The following is a 19,616-nucleotide window of genomic DNA, read 5'->3' on the forward strand; positions in this document are numbered from 1 at the left end:
TGGTAAAATAAACAGCTTGTTTTCGAAGCCGGCAAAAGAGAAAAAAGAAGAGCATCAGCTATTTTGATATAAAGTTCAATTGAAGTTGTGGAAGGGGGAGGTCGATGAGTAGTAACCTAAATGGGATATTGTGGATGCTGAGCCCTTGGTTTGAAAAGTAAGTACATAAAATGCCGTTAATTTGGCGATATCCGGCCATTTGAGAGAAATAGGGGCAATTTATGAAGCTATTTTCCTCATCGCGAGGAGATGTGATGCGCTCTGGACCATTCGTAGCAAAATAAGTACATAAAGTGCTGCTAATGGGGAAAAACATGCCCGGTTGCGGATAATAAGTACATAAAGTGCCGCTATTTTGAAGGGCGACGGCAGCGTCGTTCCATTTATAGCTGGCTGTCAAGCGCCGAGTTAAGGTTGAGGCCTGAGAAATAGGCAGCGTCAAAAAAAATAGAGATATAAAGTAAGTTATGGGTACAAAAAGAGCCTCGCTGCGGTACAGGAACAAAGTCCGGCCACGGCTCGGCTCTAGCTTAAACGGGGCTTACATTTATAGACCTTCGGCGTTTTTTACGGCATGTTCCCAGCTGGGAAAGTAAAACAAAGCGTTGCGCATCAACTCCGGATCATGCTGCTTGACCTGCTTTTTGCTTAGCGAACTGCCTTCCGTTTGCAATTGCTTGATTCTGCGGACAACCTCATCGGCTCCAAGAGTAGCATCCATTAGCTTTGCTCCTTCCGTATAGAGTTGCTCTCTATTATTGCTAATATTTTCCTGAATATACCTGCATCCGGAGAAATGTCGTCGATCCTTCAAACGCCGGGCCAGGGGCTGTATGGTATAATTTAAATGCGAGTTCAAAAAGTCAGGTTTTCAGGACCGAGAAGGTTGGATGAAGCTAGGGACTGAGTAGCGGAGCGTAGGTGAGCCTACGTGAGCAACGGAAGGCCCGGCTGAATTCAAGATTCGACGCCGACCCCTCTTCATAAACGGCTTCGTCATGGAAAGATGACTTTTTGAGCAACCTCTTTTAAGCAAGTCGTTCTTAAGGGGGACCCTATGAAAGCCCGAGATGATAAGCAAAAACCTATCATTAAAGAGCAGCCTGCCACCTACGACGATTATGCCCGGCTGCCCGACGACGGGAAGCGCTACGAGTTGGCGGACGGCGTGCTGGAGCTAATGTCGCCTGCCCCGACGCCCAAGCATCAAGTGATAAGCAACCAAATTCAGAATTTACTAACCAATAGTTGTCAAACAGAGTATATCATTTTCGCCTCGCCCGTTGATCTCATTTTGTCCCATACGGAGGTCCGTCAGCCGGATCTGGTTATGGTACACCGCAGCAGGATCGAAATTATCACCCGCCGGGGAATCGAAGGGATCCCCGATCTGGTCGCGGAAATCCTCTCGCCTCATTCCGTCAAGCGGGACAAGCAAAGCAAGCTGAAAGTGTACGCCGCCTATCAAATTCCGGAGTATTGGATCATCGATCCGGCCCACGAGTCGCTGGAGCAATATGTGCTGAAGGACGGCAAATACGAGCTGCTGGAAGTGTTTGACCGCGAGGAGACGGTCCGGTCGGAGCGCCTTCCCTGCGTCTCGTTTACGATGGGACAGGTCGTCGACGCGGCTGCGGGGTTGCCGGGGTGAAGAGAAGACCGGCAAAGTGGCGGCATCGGATGGCATGTAAGCCGTCTGGCGCCGCCGCCATTTTTATAGATTTTACTAAAAAACCTCCGCGCGGATCAAAAACCGCACAGAGGTTGCGCCAGCTTACGGCTGGTTTGCTTCATTTTCATATCCCGCAAACGGGTCGTCGATCTTCAGCTTTTGCGCTTCGGCGTCGCTGACGCCGGCGTACAGCTCGGCCTTTCCGCCCTCGCCGCGGACAAGTCCGCCGCTGAACACGACATCCGCCAGGTCCGGCCGCTTGGACGGCCCCTCCAGAAAATCGGCGCGCTCCGCGATGATCTCCATATCCGAGTAGGTGCCGTTTGCCGGATCATAAACGAACACCATCGGATAATAGTGGCGGTCCCCTTGCTCGTCGAACCGGGCGATGTGGCCCAGTACGCCAAGCTTCCCGTTCGAGAGCACATGGATCTCGTTGCAGCCGCCCCATTCCTCATCCCGGAATTGCTCCAGCAGCGGCGCCTCCAGCACCGCCTCGACCGTCAGCTCACTCAGCGCATTCACGCGGGCGAACCCGATTTTCCCTCTCCCCCCCTTCTCCCCTTGCGGGCGCGTAAACACGCCGATCGTCCCGTCGGACAGCTCGACCAAGCGCAGGTCCTTCATTTGGTCCGGCCCCCGGAAAAACTGCTCCAGGTTAGCGAGGCTCGGGCCTTTATAAAACACCGTGCGCCAGCTAACCTTGCCCTCCTCGGACGGATGCGGGAAGGTTTCAACCCCGCCGAACACCAGCTCGCCGGAGATTCTCGTCAAGAACGGATCCTGCAGGGCGAATACCGGAGCGCCGTCCCGCGGCGTCCACCGCTCCTCGCGGCGCACGAAGAAATGGATTTCCGATACTTCGCTGTCCCGGTTTTCCACCCGCCCGGCAATGACCGGTTCCCCTTCATCCTCGAAAGGAGCCGAAATATTATAAACGTCGCGCCCCTCAACGCCGTCAAACAACAGCTTTTCGGCTTGAGCAGGCTGAGGTTTGTTTTCCTTCGTTCTGTAAGCTTCCACCAATTCGGCGCATGACTTCACGTTGCCGTTTCCGAACAATACCATTCCCGTTATCCCTTCCATTCGGTTTGTTGTAATGCACTCATAAGCTGCGGGAGATCAACCGCTGCGCAGGCCACGGAATCGTCGGACGCCCCATAGTACATAAGCACCTGATTCTCCTTGACAAACGCGCCGCAGGCAAAAATGACGCTATGGAAAAATCCGCTGGTCTCGTAGTCCGCTTCCGGCACGATAAACGGCTCCTCCATGCGGGCGAGCACCCGGTCCGGCCGCTGCAGATCCAGCAGCGCGGCGCCCATGCAGTAACGATGGCTTTGGTCCGCCCCGTGGTAGAGAATCAGCCAACCGGCCTCCGTTTTGATCGGAACGCAGCCGGCACCGATCCGTGCGCCGTCCCACTTGCCTTTCCGGAGTCCCATCAGGAACCTGTGATTGCCCCAATGCCGCAAATCCGGCGATTCGGCCAGCCAAATTTCCGGCTCCCCGATGCCATCCGGAACCGGGCGGTGCAGCATGTAATACTTGCCGTCAATAGCCTCAGGAAATATCGCAACATCCTTGTTCGTCGGCGCCAGAATCAACCCCTCTCTGGTAAACGACGCAAAATCTTCCGTCGTCATCCACCCGACCGCGACCCCTCGATCCGAGACGGCGCTGTACGCGATGTGATAACGATCCCCGATGCGGGTAACCCGCGGATCCTCGATCCCCCAGCGTTCCAGCGGGCCCTCGGGCAAAACGGTCGGTCCCTCGTCAACCGTGAACCGCACGCCGTCCCGGCTCCGCGCCACGCGCAGGTGGGAAATCGAAGTCAAGTATATTGTAGCGCCTTTGCGGTCGCGAATCACCCGGGGATCGGAAAAATCCAAACCGGAATTTTCCTTGTCCACGGCCACGATGTTCATGATCGGCTCCTCCGCATCATCGCCGCTCCGCTCCGCGTTCAGCACCGGAACAAGCACGCGCCCGGGATCGGTCTGCCGGGGCCGCTCGGCCACCCGGAGCAGCAAAATCACCTCGTCCCCGTACTGCGCCACCCCGGCGTTAAACACCCCAAGCACCTCCCAATCCGGAAAGGAAGGCTGCACATCGCCGGGCGCGATCAGCGGGTTGGCGGCCAAGCGCTCGATTTTGATTTGTTGCTGGATCATTTTTTCTCCTCCTATCCCTGAATCTCAAAGCTCTATTCTTTCATTCCCGTAAACGTAATGCCTTCGATAAAATACCGCTGGGCCATAAAAAACAGCAGAACGACCGGCAGCGCCACCAGCGTCGACATCGCCATCAAATAATTCCACTGCGGCGCCTCGTTGACGCCGCCCATAAAGAAGTACATGCCCACGTTCAGCGTATACATCTTCATATCGGACAGGTAGATCAACGGGCCCAAAAAGTCGTTCCAATATCCGCGGAAAGCGAAGATCGCCACCGCCAGCAAAGCCGGCTTCACCTGCGGCAGCATGATGTGCAGGAACGTCTGGAGGAAATTCGCGCCGTCGATTTCGGCGGCGTCGTCCAGCTCCCGCGGCAGGGTCATGAAAAACTGGCGGAGCAGAAAAATGTAAAACGGTCCCCAGGCCGTCCACGCGCGCAGCACCAGCGGGTCGAACTGGCCCGTCAGGCCAAGCTTCTGCCAGATCAGGAACGTCGGAATGAGCGTGACGTGAAAAGGCAGCATCATCGTGGCGAGCAGGACGAGAAAGATGAATTCGCTGCCGGGAAACCGGAAGCGCGCAAACCCGTAAGCGACAACCGTCGAGCTGATGAGCTCGGCAACGAGCCCAAGCGCTACGATAAAAACCGTGTTGAACAGGTAGCGGTTAAAAGGCATCGCCATCCAGGCCTCCCGGAAATTGTGCCACTGCGGCGGATCGGGAATCCACTGCGGCGGCCAGGCGAAAATATCCCCTTCGGCCTGCAGGGCCGTCGAAACCATCCAAAAAAACGGAACGAGGATGACGGCGGCCAAAAACGTGACGACCACGTAGATCACAGCTTTGTTCAGCCATTTCAGCGGTTTGCCGGAAATCCCCCCGGCGGGGACAGCTGATACCTTGGCCATAAAAGCACACCTCCTCTTTTAGCGCCTTACATCCGATTCGTAATGAACCCAGGCCGGGCTGGAGCGGAACACGAGCAGCGTCAGCGCCAGGATGATGATGAACAGCACCCAGGCGACCGCCGACGCTTCGCCCATGTGCAGCTGCGTGAATCCGCGCTCGTACACGAGCTGGTTCATAAATTTGCCGGCCGCCGTGGTCGGACGGACGAACATGGCGATCGTAAAAATCTGCAGCGCTCCGATCATCCCCATGATCACCTGCAGCAAAATAACCGGGGAGATCTGCGGAATCGTAATGTTCTTGAATTTGGCGAATCTCCCCGCCCCATCGATTTCCGCGGCTTCGTACAGGGAGCTTGGAACGCCCTGAAGCCCAGCCAGAAACACAACGGTATTCGTACCGAAAATGCCCCATAAGCTCATAATGATGAACGCCCCCAGCACATAATGCGGATCGCCGAACCAGTTCGGCTTGTCGACGCCAAACACCGAGAATAACGGCGACAATACGTAATTGATAATCCCCGACTCGCTGTTGAACATCCATCGCCACAGCAGCGCTACGGCCACTTCCGGCATCACCGCCGGGAGAAAATAGATCGTCCGGTACGCGCCGATCCCCTTGATCTTGTTGTTCAGAAGCATGGCGACCAGCAGGGCTCCGATCACCCCGATCGGCAGGGAAAGCGCGGCGTACAGCAGCGTAATCCGCACCGACGGCCAAAACTCGATGTCGCTCGTAAACAGTTTGATGTAATTGCCGGCCCCCGCCCATTTGTTGCCGCCGAATATGGTGGACTCGGTGAAGCTTAAGTACAGGGATTCGAACAACGGATACAGCGTAAAAATCAGAAAGCCGACGATCCAAGGGGAAACCAGCGCCAGGCCAAACGCCTGCTTTTTTTTCCACCCGAGTTTTGAAAATACAAAGTACAGCAGGCCGGCAACGATCAACAGGAAAACGGGCACCAGCAACCATCTGGCCAGCGTAGCGATGTGGTTTTCCATGCCGCTTCCTCCTTTCCGCGCTTTTGCATAGCAAACCGCACTATTTCATCGCATTTTCCAACAAAGGTTTGACCTGCGGAATCAGCTTTTCCGGATCGTCGCCGCCGTTGATCAGCGGATCCATCAGCTGCGTCGAGTACACGTTGTCCCACTCCGGATATTTCGCGGAATAGCGGTAAGGTCTGGCATATTCCATGGACGCGATGATCGCTTCCAGCGAATGGGCCTTCTCCGGATGCAGCTCCTGCAGGGTCTTAAGATCGGCCAGCGATTTGCGCGGCGGCATGATCTTCCAATGGTGGATCGCATCGGTCAAATCGAGCAGCGCGTCGAAGGCGGCGTCCGGATGCTTTGTTTTGGCGTTGATGCCCATGCCGAGGATGTCCCCGAACGTAGCGTGAATTCCCGAGCGCCCGGCCGGCACCATAAACGCCTGCACGCCCGCGACGGTCGAATCGAGGTCGTCGGCCGCCCCGCCCATGAACATGGCCACTTGGCCGTCGCGGAACATTTTGTCGAAGCCGCGGTCGCGGATGATTTGTTGTGACGGCGTCAGCGGGCCGTTCACCAAATCGGCGTAAAACTTGTAGGCCGCGGTCGCTTCTTTGGAGTCGATCGGCGACTTCCCGTCCTCCGTCAACACCTCGCCGCCGTTTTGCCAAACGAACATTTGCGAAGGCGGCCAGCCGTTAAGCGTAAAGCCCCACTGCACAACCGATTTTTCGTCGAACCCGGCTTCGCCCGGATGCTTGCCGGTTTTATCCTTCGTCAGCTTCGTCGCGGCATCGATGAACTGATCCCAGGTCCAGGTTTTATCCGGATAGCTGGCCCCGGCTTCATCGAATAACGCTTTATTGGCATACAGCATGACCGGCTGCTGAATCCAGGGGAGGCCGTAAATTTTGCCGTCATGCGTAAATGGGCCTAGCGATGCTTCGTAATAATCGTCCAGTTTGGCGGCGTCATGGCTCGATCCCTTCAACCGCTCGGCAATGTCCAGCATGGCCCCCTCCGCCGCGAACTGGGCCGCGCGCTGCGCGTTGATCCAGAACAGATCGGGCCCGGAATCGCCCGTCAATTGCGTAATCAGCCGGGTGTCGTATTCCGCGGGATTCGAGTCCTGCACGATCTTATACGTCGCCGACTTTTCGTTCAGCTCGTCGAGGATGGTTTGCAGCTCTTTCGCCTCATCGGCCCCGGCCCAGGTGGTCAGCCGCACTTCGACTTTGCCGCCGGATCCCCCGGCCTGTCCGCCCCCTTCGCCGCCAGCTTGATTTCCGCTTCCGCCGCCATTGCCGGAGCAAGCGGACAACGTCAAAACAAACGTCAGCGCCAAGCTCATTAACCATAAAACACGTCTTTTCAAATGAATGACCCCCTAATGGTTAAAATAAGGATGATGCGGATGGAACATCATAAGCCGTTTCTTTTGTAATCTTATTTGTAACGTTACTTTCAAATTACAAGTTAATTATCCAATCTAGTGACAGCGCTGTCAAGATATTTTTCGCAAACTTTCGACATCATGATAACCTTAATATAAAGCTATCATTGTTTACTTTTTGCACAAGCGTATGTTATATTCAATTTGTAACGTTACAAAACTGCGTTTTCCAAAAGATAATAGAGAGAGGATTTCATAAAATGAGTAAAAAAGTCGTTATGCAGGATATCGCCGACCGTTTGAATATTTCCAAAAACTCGGTTTCCCAGGCTCTGTCGGGCAAAGATGGAGTCAGCGAGGAGACGAGGCGGAAAATTATCGAAACGGCCGAGGAAATGGGCTACAAATACGCCAAAAAGCAATCGGGCGGCGACAAGCAGGTGAAGACGATTGGACTCATTGCCTCCGAATTTGCTTTTTCGATGAAGAACTTTTTTGGCGAAATCTATTTGTCGATCGAGCGGGAAGCGACGCGCCACGGGATCAAGCTGCTGATCCAATCGATCACGCCCGACATGAGGGACAGTCTAATCCTTCCCTCCTTCATCGGCGACGACGGAGTTGACGGAATCCTCATTCTTTCCCATATCAGCACGCCCTATATCGAGAAGGTGATCGCCCAGGAGATTCCGGCGGTGCTGATCGACCATCACCATCCGCTGCTGCACGCCGACGCCGTGCTTACGAACAACCGCTTCGGCGCGTACACGGCCGTTAAGCATCTGCTGGACCTGCACCACCGGGACATCGCCGTGATCGGCAACGTCGATGTTTCCCCCAGCTACCAGGAGCGTTGGGAGGGTTACCTGCTCGCTTTGCGGGAGCATGGCATTGAACCCCGCGAGGACCGCATGCTCGTTCACGTCGCCGAGGATGAAACGACGATCGACGATGCGCTGCGCGGCATGACCAGCCAGCCGAGCGCCTGGTTCTGTTTAAACGACGGCTTCGGTTTTTACGTATGCTCTTCGCTACGGAACGCCGGGCATCAAATTCCCGATGACATTTCCATCTGCGGGTTCGACAACACCCACTTCTCGCAAATGTCGCTGCCGAAAATCACAACGATGGACATCGATCTGCCCCTGTTCGCCCACAAAGCCTTCTCCCAGCTGCTCTGGCGGATCGATCATCCGGAAGAAGCGTACCAGGAAATCCTGCTCCCCACCCATTTGATCGAACGCGAATCGACGGGGGCGTGCAAGCGGTAGGAGGAGATGGATGCAGGGAGCAGATTGAATATCGAAAAAAGAACGCCGGGAGCGTTCTTTTTTTGTGGACAAAAGCATCTTTTTTACCATTTTTAGAAATTTTAAGGTTTCAATCGTCGATTTTTATGGTTAAATATTTATAAAATTCCATATTTTAATAGAAAGGTGTGATCATCATGGCATTCGTATCCTGCTCTGAAGAGGCTCATCGTATCAGCGGATTATGGGAATTGGACCACGCGGAGGACTTGTTCAAGGACCAGCTGCTGAACCGGACCCCGGCGGCCGCCGAGGCCGTTCAGGAAACGCTGCGGCTCGATGTGGACGGCCCTTATCCGCTAATGGCGGCCAGCGGTGCCTGGAAACAGCCTGAATTGTACATTCATTGGACCGCCAAGTTGGCCGCGCTTGGCTCGTCAGCCTGGGAAGGGCACATCATTTTCAAGGATGGGAATACTTCGCAGTTCCCGTATACGTTCGTCAACATCGCCCTGGAGGAAGCGCCCTCCAACCTTCTAAAAGTGATTTTCTCCGACGGCAGTTCTTTTACGCATACTTCTTATTACCGCTGGACTTCTCCTTATTTCCATCCCGTTCAGTTCGAATTTGACAGTGAAGACGGGGTAACTCCCGTTCTCGCGATCGACACGCACGCGCATCCCAACCATCCCGCCACCCTGCCGAGTGAACAACTCTCGATTGAAAATGTGTTCCGCCGCGCCGGCTTCGACGTAAGCCTATCCGCAGGCGCAAGCTCGATTCCGATCTCCGAAGCCGGGCTGGATGTGCGCTGGAGCGACGCGGAGATGCATGACGCCATGCAAAGGCATTGGTCGCAGTTTGCCAATGAGCCGAAATGGGCCTTATGGGTATTCTTCGCTTCCCTGTATGAGGAAGGGGCTTCCGTGGGCGGAATTATGTTCGACAGTATCGGCCCGCAGCACCGCCAGGGAACGGCGATTTTCAATCGCTCGTTCATCAGCGTTCCCCCGGAAGGTGAAAGCCGGCCGGAGGCGTGGACGGAACGCATGAAATTTTGGACCGCCTGCCATGAGATGGGACACGGGTTCAATCTTGCCCACTCCTGGCAAAAAGCGCTTGGCGAGCCGTGGATTCCTTTACGGAACGAAGCGGAAGCGCGCAGCTTCATGAACTACCCTTACAGCGTTCGGGGCGGGGAAACCGCCTTTTTCGCCAACTTCGAATACCGTTTCTCCGATAACGAGCTGCTGTTCATGCGCCACGCCCCGGAGCGTTTCGTGCAAATGGGCAACGCCGAATGGTTCGACCACCACGGCTTCGAGCAGCACCGCCAGCTGGCCAAACCGTCCTTCGAGCTGCTGCTCCGGGCCAATCGCGAAACCTTGCGCTTTGAATTCATGGAGCCCGTTGTGCTTGAACTCAAATTGACTAATTGGACCTCCGAACCGCAAATCATCGACCGGCGGATATTAAGCGACCCGGACCACATGACCGTTATCGTGAAAAAACAAGGGAAAACCGCGCGCAAAGTATCGCCTTTCGTCCATTATTTTCGGAAGCCGGAGCATGAAGTGCTGGCCGCGGGACAAGCGGTGTACAACTCGTTATTTATCGCTGTGGGAAAAAACGGCTGGGAGGTGGCCGAACCGGGGGATTATACGGTGCAGGTGGCGCTGCATTTCAAACATGAGGATGTCGTGTCCAATCCGTTAACGATTCGCGTGGAGCCGCCCATGGACCGGATGGAGGAATTTTTGGCGCAGGATTTCTTCACGGAAGCGACGGCCAAAACCCTTTATTTTGACGGGACAAAATATGCGGAGAGCACTAACGGCGTACTGGAGGCGATCGCGGAACGGCTGCCCCATCGCAAAGCGGCCATACATGCGCAAGTGGCGCTGGCCATGCCGATGACCAAGCCTTACAAGCTGCTGGGCCAGGACGGGCGGATTCACATCATCCCACCCGCGGTCGAAGAAGCCCGCAAAACGCTGGCCCCCAGCCTGCTGGAGAACGGCCATCTAGCCGCGGCCACGCTCGGACATATCGATTACCGGCATTATATGGACCGCCTCTCCGAATCGGTTGCCACCCGGGCCGGCAATCCCGAGGCCGCCGCCGACATCCAAAGCAAGCTGCTGCAAACGTTGACGGATCGCCAGGTGCGGCAAGACGTGCTGGCCGGTATCAAGGAGAAGGAGGAAGATTACCGGAGCATGCGCGCATAAAAAGAAAAAACGGCAAACGTTGAGCCATTGAAAAGCTCAAGCGGAAACATAAAGACAAAAAATGGCGTTATTTGGGCGGTTTCCGCCAACTTGAGAGAAATAAAGGAAATTTATGTCGCTATATTCTTGAATCACAGGGCGATGGCCGACTTTTGCCCCGCTCCTTGGAAAATAAGGACATATAATTCCGCTAATGGGGATAAACATGTTCGATTCCAAAAAATAAGACCATAAAGTTCCGCTATTTTTCATTAGGAGGTACCTGCCCCGTAGATAACATGCGATTTCCGGATCTACGGGTACCCTTACGCCTCGGCCCTCCCGTTTTCCTGCCGGAAACTGCGGAGGGCCTTTTTGCGTGGGTTTTAACCGATCCAGCCTTTGATCAAAAACCAGACAACCGGCACGAGCAGCGAGGGCAGCATATTCAGCGTTTTGCTTTCCTTGATTTTGAGAATGGATAACCCCGAGCTGGCGATCAGAACACCGCCCACGATCGAAACTTCCGTCAGCAGGTCTGCCGTCAGGAAGGGGGCCAAATAATCGGCGCTCATGTAGATGGCGCCCTGCCAGAGAAACAACACCACCGCGGTCAAAATAATGCCGAGACCATAGGATGAGGCCAATACCATCGAGGTGACCAGGTCGAGAGTAGCGTTCATGAACAAATAAGTGTGGTCGCCGCGGATGGCGCTTTCGATCGGCCCCAAAATCGACAGCGTTCCAATGCAAAAAAGCAAAATCCCCGTGGATAACCCTTGTCCCAAATTCGAAGTTGAAAAGCGGCCAACCAGCCTTTGAAACCTGCCGTCAATATCAAGCGCGGTTCCGATCAGGCTGCCGACGGCCAAGCTGATGATAAACAATACCGGGAACACGCTGTTTTTCATGTTGGTAACTACGGCGTTGATGCCCAGCACGGTCGCGGCAAAACCGATGGCCGTAAACAGCGCGGCCTGGTATTTTTCGCTTAAGCCTTTTTTGAAAATGCTGCCGATGAGGCTTCCGGCGATAATCGCCCCAACGTTAACGAGTGTTCCGATCATATACTTTACTGGCTCCTATCCGCAAAATGTCATAATCCTAATCCATGATAACGTATTGCGGGCGGTTTATAAACCCGAATTTACTTTCCTCCGGGGGCCTGCGGGCCGCTCAAAAGAACGGGGTTGACTTTGACACTAGTGTCAAACTTTAAAATAAGGTCGATCACGAAAAAGGAGGTTGGAACCATGGAAATCAAGCAAAGCGGACAGCCGCAAAATCAACCGAAAAGTTCAGCGGGCCATCGATAAAGGACACGGCGCGGACAGCTTCTCGCGGCTGACACAGGTGTTTAAGCATCCGTCCGCATAAAGCCCGGTTCAGCTTGCACTGATCACCATTCATATAAATGGAGGAATTACCGATGAATCCTGCGATTTCCAACCCAGCAAGCCATAATCCCGCCGACTACCCGGTTACCGTGTTAGGTCTGGGCAACATGGGATTAGCCTTAGCCGATGCGTTATTGAAGGGAGGTTATCCCGTCACCGTCTGGAACCGTTCGCCCGAAAAGGCCAAGCCTCTCGTCGTCCGGGGAGCCAGACTGGCTCGTACCGTCGGCGACGCGGCGGCGGCCAGCCCCGTCGTCCTCGTCTGTGTGTCGACTTACGAGGTCACGAGTGAACTGTTGGAACCCGCCGCCGGAATGCTTGAAGGCCGCCTGCTTATCAACCTGACGACGGGGACGCCTCAGGATGCGCGGCAAACTGCCCGTTGGGCCGAGGAGCATGGCGCCGGTTACCTGGAAGGGGCGATTATGGCCGTACCGCAGATGATCGGAACGCCGGAAGCGCTGATTTTTTACGGCGGCCCGAAGCCGCTTTTTGAGGCGCATCAACCGATGCTGAAAGTATTGGGCGGCCAAGCCGCTTACCTCGGCCCCGATCACGGCGTGCCGCTGCTTTACGATTTGGCGCTGCTGACCATGCTTTACGGGGCATGGTACAGCTACTTCCACGCGCAAGCTCTGCTAAGAACGGCCGACATCTCCGCTACGGAGTTTTTGCCGTATGCGGAAGATTGGCTGAAGCATTTGATCGTCCCGCTGCTTTCCGATCCGGGTGCGGCGGCCGCGCTGGACCGGGGAGACCATGCGACCGATGTATCCAACATGAACGTCAACAAACAAGCGTTGGATCATATCGTGCAGTTCAGCCAAAACATGGAGATTCCCGCCGACTGGCTGCTGCCGATTCAAGCGCTGGCTGCGCGCAAGGTGGCCGAAGGCTACGGCCAGGATGCCTTTACCCGGGTTTATGAGGCGATTCGAGGTTAAAACAGTTGAAAAAAAGCGCGAGCAAGGGGCCAGATGCTCCCCCAGCTCGCGCTTTCATGTTTGATCGGGAAGTCAGGTTCCTGGCGTTAGTTCGCCGCTTCGACGAGAGGCGTTTTTGCGGAAACCCGCCGTTCCTTCATTTGCTCGATCTGCCGCCCCAGCCCTAGCTTTACCGTTTCCAACGCGCTGATCTGCTTATCGACCTGGTCGATTTTTTCCTGATACAACTCCAGCATTTCCTGACAGAAAGAGTATTCCACAGGGCCCGCATCCTCGCAGCCCAGGATGTTCTCGATCTGCTCAGTGGTCAGACCCAAACCGAGATAAAGCTGAATGATGCGGATCCGCTCAACGGCGGATTCGTCGAACTCCCGGTAGCCATTATCAAGGCGAACCGACTTAATGATGTTCTTTTTCTCATAATGACGGATGGATCTTGCGCTTACACCGGTTTTTTGGGACAACTCGCCGATCTTCATGACCTGCCTCCTCCTTTGCTCCATTGCTACGACATATTGTAACGCCGGAAGCCCCGCTGGTCCATAACGGCGCATTCCATCCCCGAAAAGACGAAAAAATCACAGGCAAGCATGCCTGTGATTCCTTCATTTAGCGTGGGCAAAAACATTCGTTAATCATTGTGCGAATGTATTATGTACCGGATCGTAAGCTTTAGGATTCGGCCCGTATTTGTTATCGCCCGGCTCGCTGTCAAGGCAATAAAATACGAGTAAAATGATGCCGCCGACGATCGGAATCAGCCCGAGCAAAATCATCCATCCGCTTTTTCCGATATCATGCAGTCTGCGAACCCCAACCGCCAGGGACGGCAGCAAAATCGCCAGAGCGTAAATGTACCCTAAAATCGTACCTACACTTACATCAATGAGTCCTCCCACAAACCCAAGGATGAACGATACGATCACGTTGAACAGGGCAAACATCCAAAATTCCTTGCGCCTTGCTCTCCCTTGAAATCCGACGTAGTTTTTCAATACCTTCAAATACCATTGCATGTAAAACTCCACCTCTTCTTAAATTGATTGTTAGCTTTTGCCCTCCTGCTTTAGAATATATCGGAAAACATTTAAAATTATTAATAAAATTCTTACTAATTTAACCTAAAGGTCCCGGCGCCTTCAATCGACACCGGGACCTTTGTAGTTCCTTAGCACCAAAGAATCAAATACCTTTAACGGTATATTCCTATTCCCAAAAAAGCGGCCCATAATGCGGTGTAGTCCGCTTCCCCTTGTTTTTCCCATAGTATGCCCTACCGCACTTATCAAAAATATTTTTTGCTGCTATGATTATATACAGCGAACATAGATAAATAAAATGAATGTTTATGATGATTTGCATTTATTTTTTTCATATTAAAGGAGAGGCCATGAGTCTGCAAAAATACGAGATTTTGCTCAAGGCGGTTGAAACGGGAAGTTTGACAAAGGTAGGGGAGCAGCTGAATTTGACCCAATCCGCGGTCAGTCACGCGATTTCCAGTTTGGAGCAGGAACTGGGGCTCACCTTGCTCATCCGAAACCGTTCGGGGGTCCGCCTGACAAGCAGCGGAGAACGGTTGATTCCCTATTTTCAAGGCATTTTGCAACTGAAGGAAAGGTTGTATCAAGAGATCGCCCTGATCAAGGGATTGGTGGCGGGCACCGTTAAGCTCGGCGTCTTCTCAAGCGTATCGATCCAGTGGCTGCCGGGAATGGTGAAGGCTTTTAACTCGAAGTTCCCCCATATTGAAGTGAAGCTGTACGATGGCCATTATCAAGAAATCGAGCAGTGGCTTGCCACCGGCCAAGTCGATCTAGGTTTTGTCAGTTTGCCCACACTGCAGCCGCTTGATGTAACCGAGCTAAAAAAAGACCGGATGCTCTGCGTTCTCCCTCCCGGTCATGCTCTGGCCGGCCAGTCCAGCATTTGCTTGGACCAAATCATCAACGAGCCTTTTATTATACCAATCTCCGGCTGCGACACGGATGTCCGGCGGATTTTCATGAAGTATAAGGGGCCGCTAAATATCAAATATGAGCTGGAAAATGATCATGTCATTATGTCCATGGTCGAGCAGGGTCTGGGGATCAGCATTCTCCCGGAAATGGTCCTCGCCCATATGCCTTACAACCTGTGCCTGCGGCCGTTGGAAGGCGAACATTACCGGACGATCGGGCTTGCCGCGATTTCCAGGGACAATCTCTCCCCGGCAGCCGCTAAAATGTTTCAATTCATAACGGAACGGATCCATGCATCATCGGATTTGACCTGCGACAGCGCCTAGGACGTCAATGGAAGATAAGGTTTCCGAAAGGTTCCGGAGCAACGGACCGGTGACCGGAAAATCCATCCGCTCATGAACGTACAGCAAAGCCCTCCACTAGATACCAAGATCGGGGATTCGGCCGGGGACGTCAAAATTCCTTTAATTCCGGCATGTCGATCGCGACGGATATATTGCATAACATTCCCCTTGCCAGAAACAGCATCGTCCGCTCCTCCGGATTTTCGCTGCCGATTCCGCGAAACGCCTCCAGAACCATTTGGCGAACTTCGCCGAACCCTTGCCGCATCGTGTTCTTGATGGAATCCTCCGGGATCGTTTGGGCCTGCATCTGCAGCATGATTTCATTTTTATAAGAAGCCAAAATATCCTCGTACGCCGCAATCAGCCCGCCTTCCAACTGTTCCGGAGACGCCGTTTCGACGACTTGCCGAAAAGAGCGGATGACCCTGGACCATGAAACTTCAAGCGCGGCCAAAAGCAGGGCTTCCTTGCTCTTAAAAAAACGAAATACGTAAGGCTGGGATATCTGCGCCCGTTCCGCAACCTGCGCGGTCGTCGCCCGAAAATAACCGATTTCGGAAAAAACTTCGATCGCCGCAGAAATAATCTCTTCCTTCCGATTCACCGAGGTTGCGCCGTTTTTTGCCATACTTCTCTCCGCCTTTTTTAGTTGTAATTGATTAATCAATAGTTTATACAAAATTTCTCACGGAAGCAACTTCCGTTAAACAGCATATAGGGCAGATGAAAGAAGCGGTCAAGTCCGGCGTGAATCTGCCTGAAGGACCTGACAGGGAGCCGATCCCCTAGTCAGCTTCACCCACTCCGGGAATCGTTTTTAACCGGCGAAACTTTTGGTATACTGTAACAAACAACTAGGAATGGGTGCTGCCTCATGAATAATGAAGATCTGATTGCCGTGCTGAAGGCTCTGTCGAATGAGACCCGCCTCAACATCCTTTGCTGGCTGCGGGAACCGGAAAAGCTGGGCTGGAAGCTGCCGGACGCCATAAAACAAGAATTTCCCGGCAGCGTTTGCGTGGGGAACATCCAGGAGAAATCCGGACTGACGCAGTCGGTGATCTCCTCGTATCTTGCCTTAATGCAGAAGTCCGGCCTCCTGGAGTCCCGCCGCTATGGCCAATATACGTATTACAGGCTAAATGAAGCGGGGATCGCCGCATTTATGGAAGAACTCGCCGCCAAGCTGCAAACCGGGAGATAACCCCAGGTTGCTTCGCGGGGTTGCATTTCGATCTATTCATCTATATATTTAGATGTGTAGATTCGTGTTTTTTACGGCTTTATCCTAAATATAGGAGGAGAGAATATGACCCAATCCAAAGCGGCCGCCCTGTTCAAGCCTTTTGCAGGGGGACACCTGAAGCTGGACAATCGTATCGTTATGGCGCCGATGACCCGCTCCTTTTCGCCGGACGGCATTCCCGGACCCAACGTGGCCGGATATTACCGCCGGAGAGCGGAAAACGGCGTCGGCCTGATCATCACCGAAGGAACGCTCATTAACCATCCAGCGGCAGGGGCCGATCATGACGTGCCGCATTTTTACGGAGAAGCGGCGCTGGAGGGCTGGGCGCGCGTCGTTCGGGAAGTGCATGAAGCCGGCGGCAAAATCGCTCCGCAAATCTGGCATACCGGCACCGCTCGCCAGCGTGAGAAATTCCCCGATTCGGACGCTGACCCAATCGGCCCGTCGGGCCTCAGCCTGACCGGCGAGCCGGTATCGGAGCCGCTGACGGTCAGCGAAATCAAGGGCCTCGTTCAGGCCTATGCGCAGGCCGCGGCCGACGCGAAGCGCATCGGCTTCGACGCGGTGGAAATCCACGGGGCGCACGGCTACTTGATCGACCAGTTTTTCTGGGATGTGACCAACAAACGTACGGACGAGTACGGCGGCGACCTGGTAGGCCGCACCCGCTTTGCCGTAGAAGTGATCGAGGCGGTGCGGGCCGCGGTTGGCCCCGATTTCCCGATCATCTTCCGCTTCTCGCAATGGAAGGCGGTCGATTACAACGCCAAGCTGGCGGCAACGCCGGAGGAGCTGGAGCGCTTCCTTGCGCCGTTGTCCGCGGCTGGCGTCGATATCTTCCACGCCTCGACGCGCCGCTTCTGGGAGCCGGAGTTTGCGGGCTCAGACCTCAACTTGGCGGGATGGACGCGCAAGCTCACCGGCAAGCCGGCGATCACGGTCGGCTCCGTTGGCCTGAACACCGAGTTCACCAGCTTGTTCGAGTCCGGCAAAGGCGGCGAAACCGCCAGCATCGACAACTTGATCGAACGCCTGGAACGCGAAGAGTTCGACCTAGTCGCCGTCGGCCGCGCCCTGCTGACCGATCCGGCCTGGGCGGCCAAGATCAGGGACGGCCGTTTGGATGAACTGCAGCCGTTCACCCGCGAGTCGCTGGGCACGCTGAGCTGATTTTCGCCGAGCCGGACTGCAGGCCGATGGCGGACTGCAGGTCAAGCTGGACTGCCGGCTGAGTTGGACTGCAGGTCAAGCTGGACTGCAGGAGCCCGCTCAACCTCCAAGACCTTTTCGGACCAGAGCCGAAAAGGTCTTTTTCAGTAACATTCGGTAAACCCCGGTTTGGGTCAATTAGGGCCTCTGGGGTCCGTTAACATTGTGACCCTAAAAAAGACACCTAACGGGTCTTCTCCAGGTAAAGCAGGGGATACGGCCGGCCCGAACCGTCCAACTCGGAGCGGCCGACCCGCATAAATCCAAGCCGGTTATAGAAGGTGCAGGCCCCGCCGTTTTGCTCGTTTACGTCAACGCGCAGATGACTTCCTTTTATTTTTTCGGCATGTTGGATCAACCGTCTCCCCGTTCCCTTTCCATGGTAATTCGGATCGACAAACAGCATCTCGATTTTCGCTCCATCAAGCCCGATAAACCCAATAGGTTCCGAACCTTCGTTTAATTCAACCCAAATTTCAACCTCCTCTAAGGCTCCGTTTTGAACCATTTGCCGGTAAAATTCAAGATCTTGTCCGGCCAAAAATTTATGCGTACATACTACGGCCTGATACCATATCTCCACCAATTGGTCATGATATTTTTTCTGATAAGGAACAATGAGGCAAGACAATTTTGCATCCCTTCCTTTCTTTATATTATTACCAGTTTAAAAGGGATAATGGACAAAAGAAAGACCGGGGGCTTTATATAAAAATCCGGCGGTAAGTTCCCGGAGCCTGATGATTACATCGCTCTGATTGGAAAAATCCAATAGAATGGGAGATGAAGCAGAACGTAAGCAGCTAGATTGGATATTTCCAATAGATTAGGCTTAGCAGGCCTAAAATGGGGAATTTGTGCGAAATCTATTGGATTTCTCCAATAAGAGGCCCAAATAGCGTTCGATTTCCGGCAATCTATTGGATTTTTCCAATGTGAGGTGGAGTGGGTTACGGTTAGTTCTGCGGTATGGTGCATGAAACTCTCGCTAACAGTTGTAATCGCGCCTAATTAGCTGAAAAGACGAGAATTTTATTTAACGGTTGCAGGCGAGCTTATATGGTAAAAAGGGCTACGAATTCGTAGAAATAAGGCTAAATAAGCTCTGCTACATCCGTTAAATTGGATTTCCCCTCCATTTTGCCAAAATAACGGCGATTGCAACCGTTAGAATGACGGCACCACTTGAAAGAACTGCGCCTTGTCCCTCGAAAAGAAAAGACGTGTCCGGATTGATCGTCCACAGGTGACCAAGTCATAAAGTAAAGCGCATACCAACATTGGCATGCGCTTTTTTAAGGCCGCGCGGAAATTTTTTATTCCTCTTTGACACCTTCCGCATATTTTTTGAAATTGTCTAAAATCGCCTGCCACCCGGCTTGCTGCATCTCGATGGCGTTGGTCTCCTCGGCTTCGAACGCTTCGATGATTTTCGTGTCGTCCCCTTGGCGGATAAAATCGATCTTCACCTTTCTGCCGTCGCCTAGCGTATAGGAAATGCTCTCGTTCATATTCACCTCGTCGTATACTCCGCCGAAATCAAATCCAAAGCTGCCGTCTTTGGCTTCCATTCTCGAAACGAATTTACCGCCAGCTCTCAGATCGTTTTCCGCGTATGGCGTATGCCAGTCATCGGAGGCCTGATTCCACTTTGTAATATGCTTCGGTTCCGTCCAATACTTCCACACGCTTTCGACAGGAGCATGAACGATTGCTTCCACTTTGATCGTTACCGGATTGCCATTTGCCATGACATAACCTCCATGTTTTTAATATCTTATACTCCAGTATTACCACCCGTCATTCACTGCGAAACCTCGCGAAACCTGGGAAACGATTTTACTCACGCCTATTTTAGCATGTACGCGGCAGCCGGATTTCTTACAGATTGCTA

At 53.6% G+C, this 19,616-nt stretch carries 20 protein-coding genes; 8 read left to right on the forward strand and 12 right to left on the reverse strand.

Annotated features, from left to right (window positions below; translation table 11 throughout):
- Positions 1–547 precede the first annotated feature (547 nt).
- Entirely contained in the window at positions 548–721 is a 174-nt protein-coding gene (locus tag NYE69_RS31330) for a hypothetical protein (protein WP_164815316.1), read from the reverse strand.
- A 336-nt stretch (positions 722–1,057) separates the two neighbouring features.
- On the opposite strand from NYE69_RS31330, the gene NYE69_RS31335 reads away from it, so the two are divergent.
- Complete coding sequence (locus NYE69_RS31335) at positions 1,058–1,651, forward strand: Uma2 family endonuclease (protein ID WP_340929972.1); 594 nt, start codon at positions 1,058–1,060, stop codon at positions 1,649–1,651.
- Positions 1,652–1,774: 123 nt separating this feature from the next.
- On the opposite strand, the gene NYE69_RS31340 is transcribed toward NYE69_RS31335, so the two are convergent.
- The 5 genes from NYE69_RS31340 to NYE69_RS31360 are packed head-to-tail and all read right to left on the reverse strand — an operon-like array spanning position 1,775 to position 7,134.
- Complete coding sequence (locus NYE69_RS31340; RefSeq protein WP_155620845.1) at positions 1,775–2,740, reverse strand: MTP-1 family protein; 966 nt, start codon at positions 2,738–2,740, stop codon at positions 1,775–1,777.
- Positions 2,741–2,745: 5 nt separating this feature from the next.
- Positions 2,746–3,849, reverse strand: coding sequence for a glycoside hydrolase family 130 protein (locus tag NYE69_RS31345; RefSeq protein WP_340929974.1), 1,104 nt, complete (start codon positions 3,847–3,849; stop codon positions 2,746–2,748).
- A gap of 32 nt (positions 3,850–3,881) precedes the next feature.
- On the reverse strand, positions 3,882–4,760 hold the full coding sequence (locus NYE69_RS31350) for a carbohydrate ABC transporter permease (RefSeq protein WP_340929976.1): 879 nt from the start codon (positions 4,758–4,760) through the stop codon (positions 3,882–3,884).
- An 18-nt stretch (positions 4,761–4,778) separates the two neighbouring features.
- Complete coding sequence (locus tag NYE69_RS31355) at positions 4,779–5,768, reverse strand: carbohydrate ABC transporter permease (protein WP_155620843.1); 990 nt, start codon at positions 5,766–5,768, stop codon at positions 4,779–4,781.
- Positions 5,769–5,808: 40 nt separating this feature from the next.
- Positions 5,809–7,134 carry an ABC transporter substrate-binding protein gene (locus tag NYE69_RS31360; RefSeq protein ID WP_230877201.1) on the reverse strand — a complete coding sequence of 442 codons (1,326 nt, stop codon included), beginning with the start codon at positions 7,132–7,134 and terminating at the stop codon, positions 5,809–5,811.
- Between the two features lie 278 nt (positions 7,135–7,412).
- On the opposite strand from NYE69_RS31360, the gene NYE69_RS31365 reads away from it, so the two are divergent.
- Positions 7,413–8,423, forward strand: a complete 1,011-nt coding sequence (locus NYE69_RS31365; RefSeq protein ID WP_155620842.1) for a LacI family DNA-binding transcriptional regulator — start codon at positions 7,413–7,415, stop codon at positions 8,421–8,423.
- A gap of 176 nt (positions 8,424–8,599) precedes the next feature.
- Positions 8,600–10,633 carry a hypothetical protein gene (locus tag NYE69_RS31370; protein ID WP_340929979.1) on the forward strand — a complete coding sequence of 678 codons (2,034 nt, stop codon included), beginning with the start codon at positions 8,600–8,602 and terminating at the stop codon, positions 10,631–10,633.
- 365 nt (positions 10,634–10,998) lie between these two features.
- Here NYE69_RS31370 and NYE69_RS31375 read toward each other — a convergent pair whose 3' ends face one another.
- Positions 10,999–11,679, reverse strand: coding sequence for a DUF554 domain-containing protein (locus NYE69_RS31375; RefSeq protein ID WP_328271016.1), 681 nt, complete (start codon positions 11,677–11,679; stop codon positions 10,999–11,001).
- 178 nt (positions 11,680–11,857) lie between these two features.
- Here NYE69_RS31375 and NYE69_RS31380 point away from each other — a divergent pair, with 178 nt between their 5' ends.
- Positions 11,858–11,989 (forward strand): hypothetical protein, encoded by a 132-nt coding sequence (locus tag NYE69_RS31380; protein ID WP_328271014.1) that lies wholly within the window; start codon positions 11,858–11,860, stop codon positions 11,987–11,989.
- 52 nt (positions 11,990–12,041) lie between these two features.
- A complete protein-coding gene (locus tag NYE69_RS31385) occupies positions 12,042–12,953 on the forward strand; it encodes an NAD(P)-dependent oxidoreductase (RefSeq protein ID WP_328271012.1) in 912 nt (303 codons plus the stop codon).
- Between the two features lie 86 nt (positions 12,954–13,039).
- On the opposite strand, the gene NYE69_RS31390 is transcribed toward NYE69_RS31385, so the two are convergent.
- Entirely contained in the window at positions 13,040–13,432 is a 393-nt protein-coding gene (locus tag NYE69_RS31390) for a MerR family transcriptional regulator (RefSeq protein ID WP_328271010.1), read from the reverse strand.
- 156 nt (positions 13,433–13,588) lie between these two features.
- Complete coding sequence (locus NYE69_RS31395) at positions 13,589–13,969, reverse strand: DUF805 domain-containing protein (protein WP_036619622.1); 381 nt, start codon at positions 13,967–13,969, stop codon at positions 13,589–13,591.
- 374 nt (positions 13,970–14,343) lie between these two features.
- On the opposite strand from NYE69_RS31395, the gene NYE69_RS31400 reads away from it, so the two are divergent.
- The gene (locus NYE69_RS31400; RefSeq protein ID WP_328271008.1) at positions 14,344–15,240 is read left to right on the forward strand and encodes a LysR family transcriptional regulator; all 897 of its coding nucleotides are present in this window, start codon (positions 14,344–14,346) and stop codon (positions 15,238–15,240) included.
- A 130-nt stretch (positions 15,241–15,370) separates the two neighbouring features.
- On the opposite strand, the gene NYE69_RS31405 is transcribed toward NYE69_RS31400, so the two are convergent.
- Positions 15,371–15,892 (reverse strand): TetR/AcrR family transcriptional regulator, encoded by a 522-nt coding sequence (locus NYE69_RS31405; protein ID WP_328271007.1) that lies wholly within the window; start codon positions 15,890–15,892, stop codon positions 15,371–15,373.
- A gap of 246 nt (positions 15,893–16,138) precedes the next feature.
- Between NYE69_RS31405 and NYE69_RS31410 the strand changes: the two genes are divergently transcribed.
- Both NYE69_RS31410 and NYE69_RS31415 read left to right on the forward strand, forming a co-directional pair.
- A complete protein-coding gene (locus tag NYE69_RS31410) occupies positions 16,139–16,468 on the forward strand; it encodes an ArsR/SmtB family transcription factor (protein WP_326044957.1) in 330 nt (109 codons plus the stop codon).
- Between the two features lie 105 nt (positions 16,469–16,573).
- Entirely contained in the window at positions 16,574–17,683 is a 1,110-nt protein-coding gene (locus tag NYE69_RS31415; protein WP_326044958.1) for an NADH:flavin oxidoreductase, read from the forward strand.
- 223 nt (positions 17,684–17,906) lie between these two features.
- Here NYE69_RS31415 and NYE69_RS31420 read toward each other — a convergent pair whose 3' ends face one another.
- Positions 17,907–18,353: a GNAT family N-acetyltransferase gene (locus NYE69_RS31420; protein WP_328271006.1), complete on the reverse strand. Its 447-nt coding sequence runs from the start codon at positions 18,351–18,353 to the stop codon at positions 17,907–17,909.
- A gap of 685 nt (positions 18,354–19,038) precedes the next feature.
- Positions 19,039–19,473 (reverse strand): SRPBCC family protein, encoded by a 435-nt coding sequence (locus NYE69_RS31425; RefSeq protein WP_326044960.1) that lies wholly within the window; start codon positions 19,471–19,473, stop codon positions 19,039–19,041.
- Positions 19,474–19,616: the final 143 nt, after the last annotated feature.

The organism is Paenibacillus sp. FSL R5-0527, assembly GCF_038008055.1.
GTDB classification, from domain to species: domain Bacteria; phylum Bacillota; class Bacilli; order Paenibacillales; family Paenibacillaceae; genus Fontibacillus; species Fontibacillus macerans.

Coding starts and splice junctions, on each gene's coding strand:
- NYE69_RS31350 (WP_340929976.1), bottom strand. CDS start 4,760: ATGGCCAAGGTATCAGCTGTCCCCGCCGGGGGGATTTCCGGCAAACCG.
- NYE69_RS31345 (WP_340929974.1), bottom strand. CDS start 3,849: ATGATCCAGCAACAAATCAAAATCGAGCGCTTGGCCGCCAACCCGCTG.
- NYE69_RS31330 (WP_164815316.1), bottom strand. CDS start 721: ATGGATGCTACTCTTGGAGCCGATGAGGTTGTCCGCAGAATCAAGCAA.
- NYE69_RS31355 (WP_155620843.1), bottom strand. CDS start 5,768: ATGGAAAACCACATCGCTACGCTGGCCAGATGGTTGCTGGTGCCCGTT.
- NYE69_RS31370 (WP_340929979.1), top strand. CDS start 8,600: ATGGCATTCGTATCCTGCTCTGAAGAGGCTCATCGTATCAGCGGATTA.
- NYE69_RS31385 (WP_328271012.1), top strand. CDS start 12,042: ATGAATCCTGCGATTTCCAACCCAGCAAGCCATAATCCCGCCGACTAC.
- NYE69_RS31365 (WP_155620842.1), top strand. CDS start 7,413: ATGAGTAAAAAAGTCGTTATGCAGGATATCGCCGACCGTTTGAATATT.
- NYE69_RS31395 (WP_036619622.1), bottom strand. CDS start 13,969: ATGCAATGGTATTTGAAGGTATTGAAAAACTACGTCGGATTTCAAGGG.
- NYE69_RS31340 (WP_155620845.1), bottom strand. CDS start 2,740: ATGGTATTGTTCGGAAACGGCAACGTGAAGTCATGCGCCGAATTGGTG.
- NYE69_RS31415 (WP_326044958.1), top strand. CDS start 16,574: ATGACCCAATCCAAAGCGGCCGCCCTGTTCAAGCCTTTTGCAGGGGGA.
- NYE69_RS31400 (WP_328271008.1), top strand. CDS start 14,344: ATGAGTCTGCAAAAATACGAGATTTTGCTCAAGGCGGTTGAAACGGGA.
- NYE69_RS31375 (WP_328271016.1), bottom strand. CDS start 11,679: ATGATCGGAACACTCGTTAACGTTGGGGCGATTATCGCCGGAAGCCTC.
- NYE69_RS31410 (WP_326044957.1), top strand. CDS start 16,139: ATGAATAATGAAGATCTGATTGCCGTGCTGAAGGCTCTGTCGAATGAG.
- NYE69_RS31390 (WP_328271010.1), bottom strand. CDS start 13,432: ATGAAGATCGGCGAGTTGTCCCAAAAAACCGGTGTAAGCGCAAGATCC.
- NYE69_RS31425 (WP_326044960.1), bottom strand. CDS start 19,473: ATGGCAAATGGCAATCCGGTAACGATCAAAGTGGAAGCAATCGTTCAT.
- NYE69_RS31405 (WP_328271007.1), bottom strand. CDS start 15,892: ATGGCAAAAAACGGCGCAACCTCGGTGAATCGGAAGGAAGAGATTATT.
- NYE69_RS31335 (WP_340929972.1), top strand. CDS start 1,058: ATGAAAGCCCGAGATGATAAGCAAAAACCTATCATTAAAGAGCAGCCT.